9 protein-coding genes are annotated in these 11,237 nt (G+C 64.0%); 4 read left to right on the top strand and 5 right to left on the bottom strand.

Features of this window, described 5'->3' with window-relative positions; genetic code table 11:
* Positions 1-90: 90 nt before the first annotated feature.
* The 5 genes from glpC to I6L45_RS17555 form a co-directional block, all read right to left on the bottom strand.
* Complete coding sequence (gene glpC, locus I6L45_RS17575) at positions 91-1,293, bottom strand: anaerobic glycerol-3-phosphate dehydrogenase subunit GlpC (RefSeq protein ID WP_216982786.1); 1,203 nt, start codon at positions 1,291-1,293, stop codon at positions 91-93.
* Between the two features lie 51 nt (positions 1,294-1,344).
* Positions 1,345-2,625, bottom strand: a complete 1,281-nt coding sequence (gene glpB, locus I6L45_RS17570; RefSeq protein ID WP_216982785.1) for a glycerol-3-phosphate dehydrogenase subunit GlpB — start codon at positions 2,623-2,625, stop codon at positions 1,345-1,347.
* On the bottom strand, positions 2,615-4,288 hold the full coding sequence (gene glpA, locus I6L45_RS17565; protein WP_216982784.1) for an anaerobic glycerol-3-phosphate dehydrogenase subunit A: 1,674 nt from the start codon (positions 4,286-4,288) through the stop codon (positions 2,615-2,617). Before glpA ends, glpB begins: the two co-directional genes overlap by 11 nt.
* Before the next feature lie 262 nt (positions 4,289-4,550).
* Positions 4,551-5,300: a PilZ domain-containing protein gene (locus I6L45_RS17560; protein ID WP_216982783.1), complete on the bottom strand. Its 750-nt coding sequence runs from the start codon at positions 5,298-5,300 to the stop codon at positions 4,551-4,553.
* A gap of 48 nt (positions 5,301-5,348) precedes the next feature.
* The gene (locus I6L45_RS17555; RefSeq protein ID WP_081843723.1) at positions 5,349-5,807 is read right to left on the bottom strand and encodes a YchJ family protein; all 459 of its coding nucleotides are present in this window, start codon (positions 5,805-5,807) and stop codon (positions 5,349-5,351) included.
* A 125-nt stretch (positions 5,808-5,932) separates the two neighbouring features.
* Between I6L45_RS17555 and I6L45_RS17550 the strand changes: the two genes are divergently transcribed.
* The 4 genes from I6L45_RS17550 (at position 5,933) to I6L45_RS17535 (ending at position 11,162) form a co-directional block, all read left to right on the top strand.
* Positions 5,933-7,600 (top strand): methyl-accepting chemotaxis protein, encoded by a 1,668-nt coding sequence (locus tag I6L45_RS17550; protein WP_216984238.1) that lies wholly within the window; start codon positions 5,933-5,935, stop codon positions 7,598-7,600.
* A 104-nt stretch (positions 7,601-7,704) separates the two neighbouring features.
* A complete protein-coding gene (locus I6L45_RS17545; protein WP_216982782.1) occupies positions 7,705-8,916 on the top strand; it encodes an ROK family protein in 1,212 nt (403 codons plus the stop codon).
* Complete coding sequence (locus I6L45_RS17540) at positions 8,913-10,496, top strand: sensor histidine kinase (RefSeq protein WP_216982781.1); 1,584 nt, start codon at positions 8,913-8,915, stop codon at positions 10,494-10,496. The genes I6L45_RS17545 and I6L45_RS17540 overlap by 4 nt, the downstream gene beginning before the upstream one ends.
* Complete coding sequence (locus I6L45_RS17535; RefSeq protein ID WP_216982780.1) at positions 10,497-11,162, top strand: response regulator; 666 nt, start codon at positions 10,497-10,499, stop codon at positions 11,160-11,162.
* Positions 11,163-11,237 lie beyond the last annotated feature (75 nt).

Genomic DNA, 11,237 nt, shown 5'->3' with positions numbered 1-11,237 from the left:
GAGCCGGCGCTTGCCGGCTCTTTTTCCATCTGGTGTTGGCTTATCGGCCCCTTTGCCGAGCGGGTCGTCTGGCCGGGCGTGGCAAGGGGATCAAGCCAGGGCTCTGGCCAGCAGGTGGATAGGGTGTTCACAGGGGAACGCCGTGCTCATCTCGATCTGCCACTTGCAGGTCTCGCAGTCGGTGATGACGAGATCGGGCTTGAGGCGGTTTATCTGATCAAACAGCCCCTCGCCTATGGTCTGGCTGGTCTCGTAGTTCTCCGACTTGAAGCCGTAGGTGCCGGCGATGCCGCAGCACTGGGACTCCAGCACGGTCACCTTGACCCCCGGGATGGCGCGCAGCAATTCGAGTGTGTAGATGACGCCCCCCATCTTCTCCATGTGGCAGGGGGTGTGGTAGGCGATGTGCAGCCCGAGCGGCTTCATGGCCGGCTTGTTGCCCTTGTAGAACTCGTTCCACAAAAAGCGGGTCACCAGGGAGATGCGATCGCGCACCTTGTGGTTGTCCTGCTCCAGCAGGTGGGGGTATTCGTCCCGCAAGGTGAAGCCGCAGGTGGAGGAGGTGGTGAGCAGCGGCATCTCGTTGCCAAGCAGGCTGTTTTCCAGCTGCTGGATGTTGAAGGCCGCCTGCTGTTTGGCCTTGTCCATGAAGCCGTTGGCTATCAGCGGCACGCCGCAGCACTTCTCCCGCTCGAGCAGCTGCACGCCGATCTTCATGGCGTTGAGCACCTGCACCAGCTCCTTGCCGAGCTGAGGGTGGTTGTAGTTGACGTAGCAGCCGTGGAAGTAGGCGACCTGGCGCGCAAAGCTGGCTTGGGTCTCCTTCTGCTTCTTGTACCAGCCGCGGAAGGTGCCCTGGGAGTACTTGGGCAGGTTCCGGTGGGAGGAGACCCCGAGCGCCTTGTCCAGCACCAGCTTCATCGGCTTGAGGCCGGTAGTGAAGTTGACGACCGGGGCCATCAGGGTGGACATGCTGCCCATGAGATCCGTGTGGGAGAGCACGAATTCGCGGATCCCGGGTTTGAAGCCGCTGTACTGGTGCTTGGCCTTGGCGATGATGTCGCCGATGCGCACCCCGCTCGGGCAGGCCACCTCGCAGCGCTTGCAGTTGGTGCAGTACTTGAGGGCGCTGTCAAAGAGCTCGGGGCTCTTGATGCGCAGCCGCTCCCCGTCCGGCCCTGCCTGCTTGGGGCCCGGGTAGGCGGGATTGGCCTTGGCCACCGGACAGTAGGCGGTGCAGACGGTGCATTTGATGCACTGATCGAAAGTTTGGTTGGCGTGATCCAGTAGCATGTCAGTTCTCCTCCCGTCGAGTTTGAAGGCACGGGATATGGGGCGAAATCATCATTGGGCTGAACTCAAAATGTGGCCGGCGGCCTGCCAGCCGGTGGCAACCGCGACACCTGAACCTGACCCCTCTTTTATGGGGTCATAGTGGGCCAGTACGCTGCCCGCCCCATAGAGGTTGGCAAGCGGCTTGCCCCCGCGCAGCACTCTGAGCTTGTCGTCGGTCTTGACCCCGAAGCCCATGAAGGGATGGTGGTCGAACAGCCGGCGACCGGCCCAGGCATCGCGCTCTTCGAGGCTCAAGACGTCGGCATCGAAGATGGGTTCGCGAATGCCGCGCAGGCGCGACTCCAGCCCGCGGCTGAAGAAGCTGCCGGAGGCGAGCACGAAGTGGTCCGCCTCGAACAGCTGATCGTCGCCATTCTGGCTGTGCACGCCGACGACACGGTTGCCTTCGTAGCGGGCGCCCAGCACCCGTTCGCTGGTGAGGAAGGTGCCGCCAAGAGCGATGAAACGACGTTTGAGGGCTTCCTGCATCCGCATGCCGATAAGCGATGGCGGCATGGTGGCGACCTCCCGGATGGTGCAGCCGGTGCGCGTTTCCAGATCCCCCAGGCGCGGGCCGACCAGTCCGAGCGAGAGGCAGGCGGGCAACACGATATGGCGACAGCCGGGTTCGCCGCACTCCATCACCATGCGGCTGATCTCGCGAGCCAGATCCGCCATCAGGGAGTGGTTGCCGCCCCCCTGCTTGTCAAACAAGCGGGCGATGTCGGCGGAGCGAAACTCGTGGGGATTGCGGCTGAACTCGGCCAGCTGGGGAATGCGAATGTCACCGGTCAGGATACGGCAGTGGGCGAAGCGGGGGTGGGTCGCGAGATTTGCTGCCGCAAGCCGTGGGTGAAAGTCGCGAAAACCCTCCAGGGTGGCCAGCAGCAGGGTATCCGGCACGGGGGCGTCGGTGACGCAGGCGCAAGTCTCGGGGGAGATCCAGGTGGATTTCAGGGTGCCGATGGGGGTCAGGCGCTGGTGGTTGTGCTCCTGGCGAAACAGCGACAACCCCTCTTCTGCGCAGTGGTGCTGCAGATCGGCAAGGCTCGCCTCGATATGGGTCATCCCCACCTTGTTGTAGGGGTGCTCGGGGTTGGCAGCCATGAAGGCGGGCAGGGCGGCGCGGGGATCTCCCTCGCTCTCCAGCAGATCCACCGAGCCGGAGGAAAAGTGCAGGGCGCTCTGACCGGAGGCCATCAGCAGGGTCTTCTGGCCCGCCTCGGCCAGGCGCAGGGCCGCCGAGAGGCCCGCCATGCCGCCGCCAATCACTATGGTGTCAAATTTCATGGGGCGTCTCCTCGTGTGTCTCTGTGGCATGGCTCTGGGGGGCGGACTCGTTCACCAGTCGGGGGGCCGTCCACTCACCCAGGCCAAACAGGCCTTCATAGATCCAGTAGGTAAATTCCGCTTCCCGCAGGGCATCGCCCCAGAGCACGGGGCGGGTCCCCTTGTAGCGCTCCTCCAGGAACTGGCGCAGCATGACGCAGGCCTGGCGGCCATCAGCCTTGCCGTACTCCTGCATCAGGCCGGCGGCGCGATAGGCGCACAGCTCACCCTGACAAGGGCCCATGCCCAGACGGGTGCGGCGGCGCAGATCCACCAGGTTGTCCACGTCGAGCTCCCGCAGGGCGTACTCGATTTCGCCGGCGGTCACCATCTCGCATTCGCAGATGAGGGCGTTGGCCTTGGGATTGTCACGGAAGAAGGCGATGACCCGTTCCCCGTGGCGATACTGGGCAGAGCCTTCGACCGGTGCCGAGAGGCCGGGAGCGGAGACCTTCTCCGGATCCCGCGAGCCTGGCAGGTTCAGCTCGGCGGTGCGGCACGGTTTGCTGTTGCCGAGCTTCCTGGCCAGCAGATCGGTGGCCCACTCCGCCATCAGGCGATAGGTCATCAGCTTGCCTCCAGTGATGGTGTTGAAGCCCTGCAGACCGTCCCGCTCGGCGTGATCCAGCAGCACGATACCGCGGCTGATGTTGCGGCCCGATTCGTCACCATCCACCGCGACCAAAGGGCGCACCCCGGCGTAGGCCCGCAGCAAGCGGGTGCGTGCCATGATGGGGGCAAGTTTTATCCCCTCGCGCAGCAGCACTTCCACCTCGTCCGGCTCCACGGTGAGCTGATCAATCTTGTGATAATCGATGCGGCTGGAGGTGGTGCCGATGAGGGAGATGGTATCGCCCGGCACCAGGATGTCGGCGTCTGCCGGCTTGCGGCAGCGGTTGAGCACCAGCTGGTTGATGCGGTAATCCATGATGAGCAGGGAGCCCTTGGCAGGGAACATGCGGATGCCGAGATCGGCGTACTCGCAGATCTGCTGGCCCCAGATGCCGGCGGCGTTGATCACCTCCTGGCACTCTACCTCGAACGCTTCACCGGTGCGGGTGTTGATGGCCTTGACGCCGTGCACTCTGTCCTGGGTGCGCAGCAGCCCCAGCACCTTGCTGTGAGTGAAGATGCGGGCGCCGTGCTCCTTGGCGTCCAAGACGTTTGCGGCGGCGAGGCGGAAGGGGTCGACCGTGCCGTCCGGCACCTGAATCGCTCCTATCATGGCCGGGTTGGCATTGGGTTCGAGCTGCAGCGCCTCGCGGGGATCGAGCTGACGGGTCTCGATGCCGGCCAGGGCGCAGGCGTCCATGAAGGTCTTTTGAAAGCCGATGTCATCTTCCGGCAGGGTCAGGAACAGGCCGCCGGTGTCCTCTACGCAGTGGCTGGCGATCCGCTTGAGGATGCGGTTCTCCTGAATGCATTCGCGGGCGGACTCCTGATCCGTCACCGCGTAGCGGGCGCCGGAGTGGAGCAGACCGTGATTGCGGCCCGTGGTGCCGGCGGCGATGTCGTCCCGCTCAAGGAGGAGGCAGTCGATGCCGCGCAGCGCACAATCGCGCATGATGCCGGCGCCGGTGGCGCCACCGCCTATGATGACGACTTGTGTGGTTATTCTTTTCATTGTGCCCGTCTCATCTCTTCCAGATGGGCTCAGTGTGGCGCCTCTATGGTTGAAAATGTTTGATATGGGCCAAGTTAATGAGCGTAAACGAGCATTTGGTGATGGTTGGTGAGAGTTATGTGACAGAGGTCACGGGAGAGCAGATAGGAAGAAGGGCCGGATCCCGGCGAGGGAAAAGAGCAGGTGTGACCATGGGAGGGGCGGGCATCCGTGCCCGGGAAGAGGCCCGCACTGGGGGAGGCAAGCTGCGGGCCTGTGCGGATTAACGCAGTGCGTCTGTGTCTGGGGTCTTTGAGACCATCATTTGCCCGTTGAATTCGAGGTTCATGAAGAGAGCGTTGCTGTTGCGCTGCCCGTCCTGGTCGAATTTCACCCCGTAGACGATGTTGTCGAGCAATTTACCCTGATTGCAGATGATGCCGCTGAGGAGCAGGAGATCCTGGCCATCCTCCAGGGGCTGAAAACGCAGGACGATGGGGTGCTGCATCTTGAGGGGCGGGGCGAGGTAGCTGGTCTTGAACGCACATCCCTCAAAGGAGATGTCGGTGAGCTGGATGGGGATCTTGGTGTCGCCGTTGGTGGTCCAGCCGGTCAGGTTCACCGGGTAGCGCGTCTCTCTGCGGATCTTGTTGATGGTCACCTGTTTGGGCACCCGGGTGGTGATCAGGAGTGGCGTCTCTCCTGCCAGCTCGATCACGCTGTCGAAATGCACCATGGCCCCCAGGCCGCGCTCGCAGATGACGGAGACATGCACCCGGTAGCCGGGTTTGCAGTATGACAGCAGGTCCTCCCGGTTGATGGCGTGGAAGGTGAAATAGAGGTAGGGCTGGCGATCCAGGCCGACGAGTACCGCAGGCAGGCGTTTCGTCTTGCCGGTGGGCAGGTTGACCTGGATGCCTGCCTGGCTGGCCGGTTGCAGGTATAACAGGACGTCGGAGCCCTGTATTGCCTGACCGCTCCCTTTGATGGCGGCAAGGCGCTGTTGAATGGATTCTGCAAGACGTTCATCCATGGCTGTATTCCTGTCCCGATTAAATAACGTCAGTTTAAAAAGCCTGTTTTATTCGAAGCAACATTTTTTGAATTTCTTGCCGCTGCCACAGGGGCAGGGATCGTTGCGGCCCACCCGCAGCGGCGCCGGATCCTGTTCGCCGTCAGTGTAGACCCAACGCCCCTGATACCGCACGAAGCGGGAGCGCTCGTGCAGGCAGTGGCGCGCATCCCCTTCCACAAACCAGGCCTTGAACTCCACCATGCCGGTCTCGTCATGGGGGCCGCCCCGGCTTGCGAGGATCTCGAGACCGTCCCAGCGGGTATCGCTTCGGGAGAGCTCGTCTGCGGTCAGTGTCCCCAGATGGTCGGGATGCCAGCTGTGCACCAGGTAGTCACCCAGTCCCAGCACGAAGGCACTGTAACGGGAACGCATCAGCTGCTCCGCGCTGGTGGCGGCCTGGCCGCCGTGGAGAGCGCCGCAGCACAGGGAGAGGGGAAGGGAAGAACCGCAAGGACATTGGCTCATAGGTCAGCTCATCGGGTCGATAATGGAAGGTGGCGGGATTGTAGCGAATGCCATCCCCCCTCGGCCAGCAGGTCGAGCCGGTAGGAACGGAACACCCACATAAAAATCGCTAAAGGAAGTGCATGATGACGCTGAAACAGAAGATCCTGTTGCTGGGCGCGGTCCCCATCCTGTTGATGGCCCTGGTGGTCAATCTCAGCAATTATCTGATGTCCAGGAGCGATCTGGAGTCAGAGCTGGTGATGGCAAGGGAGAAGGCGGTCAAGGAGCGCAAGGCGCTGCTCAGCAGCTATCTGATGCTCGCCAAAACCGCCATCGAGCAGGCCTATGCGGGGCCGGACAACCCCGAGACCCGCCAGCGGGTGCTCGAGACATTGCGGCCATTGCGCTATGGCAGCGACGGTTACTTCTTCGTCTATGACTATCAGGGCAACACCCTGCTGCTGCCGACCCGCCCCGAGGTGGAGGGCAAGAACCGCTGGCAGGACAAGGACACCAAGGGCACCTTCCTCATCCAGGGGATCATCAAGTCGGCGCGGGAGGGGGACGGGTTCTCCGAGTACTGGACCAACAAGCCGTCCCTCGGACGGGATGCCCCCAAGCTCTCCTTCAACCTGGTGCTCGACAAGTATCAGTGGGTGGTGGGCACGGGCTTTTACATCGACGACATCGACAGCGAGCTGGCGACCCTGCGCACCGAGCGTGAGGAGGCGATGCATGGCTCCCTGCAGAGCAGCGTGCTGATCATTCTGGTGATCCTGGGGGTGACTCTGGCCGCCACCGTGGTGATCGGCAACCGGGCAACCCGGCCGCTGGCGGAGGCGGTGGCAGCTCTCAACGACATCGCCGACGGGGAGGGGGATCTGACCCGGCGCCTCAAGGTGCAGGGCAAGGACGAGGTGGGCCAGCTGGCCACGGCGTTCAACCGCTTTGTCGAGCGGATCCAGTCGGTGGTGAGCCAGGTGGGGGAGACCAGCCATCAGCTGCTTGGCGCCGTGCACAGGCTGCACAGCCTGAGCGAGCACGCCGACAGGCAGATGCAGGGGCATGGCAGGGAGACGGATCAGGTGGTCACTGCGGTGACCGAGATGAGCTCCACCGCTCAGGAAGTGGCGGCGAGCGCTTCCAATGCGGCCAGTGCCACCAGCGACGCGGCGCGCGAATCGGATGCCGCACGCGGGGTGGTGAGCAGCGCCATCGGCAGCATCAACCGGCTGGTGGAGGAGGTGCACGTGGCCGCCGGGGTCATCGAGCAGCTGGCGCAGGAGACCGGCAAGATAGGGTCCGTGGTGGAGGTCATTCGCGGCATTGCCGAACAGACCAATCTGCTGGCACTCAATGCCGCCATTGAGGCGGCCCGGGCAGGTGAACAGGGACGGGGCTTTGCGGTGGTGGCGGACGAGGTGCGTTCACTGGCGGGCCGCACCCAGCAAAGCACCAAGGAGATCAACGAGATGCTGCAGCGGCTGCAGGGCGGCGTCAGGCAGGCGGTGGAGGTGATGCAGGCGAGCGAATCCCGCAGCCAGGAGACGGTGCAGGAGGCGAGCCATATCGCCAGCTCCCTCGACAGCATGGTGACGGCGGTCGGCACCATCAACGACATGAACATCCAGATCGCCACGGCGGCCGAGGAGCAGCACGCGGTCTCCGAGGAGATCAACAAGAATCTGGTGGCCATCCAGCAGATCGTCAACGAGCTGACCGAGGCCGCCGGGGAGTCCAGCACCACCACCCGCACCCTGGCCGACACGGGTGACAAATTGCGTCAACTCGTCTCCCGCTTCCGTTACTAGTCACATATTTGCCGTCTGGACGTGATTTCCAGACGGCAAATTTGGGGTTCGGCGCAGAATGTGGGAAAATCGCGTCATTCGTTCCTTTCGTTAGCCCCTACCCTATGAATGAGATCGTGAAAGGCAGTATCGATTTGATCCGTCAGCTCAACTACGGCCTGGTCTACGCCAGCCTGGAGGAGCACAAGGAGCTGTCCCGTACCGATCTGTCCCGCCTGACCGGTCTCTCTCCTGCCAGCATCACCAAGATCACCCGCGAGCTGCTCGACGGGGGGCTGGTGGTCACCTGCGGCGAGAGCTCGGTGGGGCGCGGTCGCCGTCAGACCCTGCTGCGCATCAACGAGCGTCGCTTCCAGTTTCTCTCCATGCGTCTGGGCCGTGGTTATGTGGACATGGCCCTGTTCGATCTGGCCGGCCGCTCCCTGGCGCGCCATCGCCATCTCTTCAGCGAGGTGGAGCGCGCGGATCTGCTGGCCAGCCTGGTGCATGCCATCGAGGGCTTCCTGCCCAAGAAGGCACTGCGTCTGGCCTGTATCGCCCTCTGCCTGCCGGGGCAGGTGGAGCGTCACTCCGGCATGGTCAAGCACTTCCCCTATTACGATCTGCGCAACTGGCCCCTCGGCCCCACCCTGCAGGCGGCGTTCGAGGTCCCCGTGCTGGTGAGCGGTGACGTGCGCACCTGGATCCAGGCCGAGCGCGAATGGGGGGCCGCCAAGAACTGCGCCGATGCGGTGCTGGTATTCGTGCACAACGACATCGGGGTCGGCATGGTGGTCAACGGCCAGCTCATCGAGAGCGAGTCGGCCCTGCTCGGGGATCTCAGCCACCTGCAGCTCGAACCCTATGGCCAGCGCTGTTACTGCGGCGGCTTCGGCTGCGCCTGCACGCTCGTGACCAATCAGGCCCTGGAGGCCCAGTACCGGGATCTGCGCGAGCGGATGCAGGAACACGATCTGCCCGAGAGCGTCAACATCCGCGAGCTGTGCGAGCTGGCGCTGGCGGGCAACAGCCTCTGTCAGGATATCCTCCATCAGGCGGCGGGGCGGCTCTCCCGGGTGCTCTCCAACCTCATCTGCCTGCTCAACCCGGGCAAGTTGCTGCTGGGGGGGGAGATCACCCGGGCCGATCGGCTGCTGTTCCCCATGCTGCACCAGTCCCTGGCGAGCCAGTTGCCGGCCGAGTACCTGGTGCGCCTGCAGATCGAATCCACCCATTTCTACGAAGATCCCACCAAGCCCACCTCGGTGCAGGTGCACAAGGCCCTGCGCGACGGCAGCCTGCTGCTCGAACTGTTGCGAGGGGACAAGGAGGCATGAAACTCGGGTTGCAAGGACGCATCCTCTTCATGCTCTGTCTGGTCAGTCTGTTGCAGCTGGTGCTGCTGAGCGGGGCCAGCTACTACTATGTCGCCGAGCAGCGCTATCAGGATGTGGGGGATCAGGCCCTCGACGTGGCGCGGCTGGTGGCCCGGGAGCCCGGCGTCATCGCCGGGGTGAAACGGGCCGACACCGTCCGCCTCAACGTGCTGGTGGAGCGGATGCGGGGGGAGGTCGGTGCGAGCTATATCGTCATCGGCGACGTCGATGCCAGGCGTCTGGTTCACCCCAACGCAGACAGGCTTGGCAAGCCCATGGTGGGAGATGATCCTGCCCGGGCCCTGGCGGGGGAGTTCTACATCTCGAGGGCAGAAGGCTCCCTTGGCAGCGCGGTGCGGGGCAAGGGGCCCATTCGCGACGAGATGGGCAGGGTGATAGGGGTCGTCTCGGTCGGTTATCTGGTGCGGGACATTGACGCCGATCTGCGCGGTTTCCTGCGCTTTGGCCTGCTCTGCACCCTGCTCATCGTGATCCTCAACAGCGCCGCCGCCGCCTGGCTGGCCCGGCGCTACAAGAAGGCCATCTTCGGCTTCGAACCCGAGCAGATAGGGCGCCTCTATGCCGAGCTCGACTGTACCCTGCGCACGGTGCGCGAGGGGATCCTCACCATAGACGAGCAGGGCAGGCTCACTTCCATCAATCCCAACGGCATCCGGTTGCTGCGCCTGGATGAAACCGTTGCCAGGGCCGCCATCGGCCGACCCATCGGCCAGCTGCTGCCGGGCAGCCGCATGCTCTCCATCTTGCAGGAGCAGAGCCCCCAGTTCGACGAGGAGATAGTCCTGAATGGCCAGCCCCTCATCGTCAACCGCCTGCCCCTGGTGCAGGAAGGCCGCCTCATCGGCGCCGTGTCGAGCTTTCGGCGCAAGGACGAGCTGGCCGAGCTCAGCGCCCAGCTCTCCCAGGTGCAGGCCTACAGCGATCTGCTGCGGGTACAGACCCACGAACACAACAATCAGCTCGGCACCATCGCCGGACTCATCGAGCTGGGAGCCACCCGGGAGGCGCTGGCCTTCATCGGGCGGGAGGCGGACACCGAGCAGACCCTGCTCAGCTTCCTGATGGGCGCCATTGCCAAGCCCAAGGTGGCCGGGCTGCTGCTTGGCAAGTACCACAGGGCCCACGAGCTGGGCTTGGTGCTGGAAGTTGACCCTGATTCCCGCCTGCACGACATCCCCCATCGCGTGAGCGGTTCCCAGCTGGTGACCCTGCTTGGCAACCTCATCGACAATGCCTTCGAGGCGACCCGTCGCCACGGCGCACCCTATCAGCCAATCCGGGTCGCCTTAAGCGATCTGGGGCAGGATCTCATCCTCGAGGTGGAGGACGGGGCCGGCGGGGTGGATCCCGCCCTGGCGGACACCTTGTTCGAGCGAGGCGTGAGCAGCAAGGCCGAGCCCGGTCACGGCATTGGCCTCGCCCTGGTGCGCAAGACCCTGGATTCCCTGCAGGGGCAGATCACCATAGAAGCCACGGCGCAGGGAAGTTGCGTCGTCTGTTACATTCCAAAGGAGGTGTGAGTGATCAAGATCCTGATCGTCGAAGACGATCCGGCCATCGCCGAAATCCACCGCCGCTTCGTGCAGCGGCTGCCTGGGTTTGACGTGCTGGGGGTGGCGCTCACCCTGTTCGACGCGAGGGAGCAGATCGCCATCCTGAAACCCGATCTGGTGCTGCTGGATGTGTGGCTGCCGGACGGAGAGGGCTTTTGCCTGCTGCGCGAATTGCGCCAGGCGGGGGCCAGCCTGGACGTCATCCTGCTCACCGCCGCCCGGGAGGCGAGCGCCCTGCAGGAGGCGATGCGCCTCGGGGTGGTGGATTTCATCTTGAAACCCGTGGTGTTCGAGCGGCTGCGCGACACCCTGGAGAAGTACCGTCAGAGCATTGCCGCCCTGGCGGCCCTCGCGGACATCGATCAGCAGGCGGTGGACGCCCTGTTGGGCACGCCCTTGCAACAGGTGGCGGCCGCCGGGCTGCCCAAGGGCATCGACGGCATCACCCTGCAACGGGTATTGGCCGCCCTGGCCGCCGAGGGGGCCAGTGCCGAGGAGATAGGTACCCGGATCGGGGTGAGCCGCACCACGGCGCGCCGCTATCTGGAGTTTCTGGTGGGGCAGCAGCTGGCGAGTCCGGAACTCGAATACGGCACCGTCGGGCGGCCGGAGCGGCGTTATCGCAAGCAGTGACCCCGAAGCCAGGGTCGTTGCGTCCAGACAAAGAAAAGAGCGCCTTTCGGCGCTCTTTTTATGATCAGGTTTGCT

Origin of the sequence: Aeromonas sp. FDAARGOS 1415, assembly GCF_019048365.1 — a bacterium.
In the GTDB taxonomy this organism is placed as follows: domain Bacteria; phylum Pseudomonadota; class Gammaproteobacteria; order Enterobacterales; family Aeromonadaceae; genus Aeromonas; species Aeromonas taiwanensis.
The sequence above is the reverse complement of the archived record's forward strand: the minus strand, read 5'-3'. Positions and strand labels throughout refer to the sequence as shown.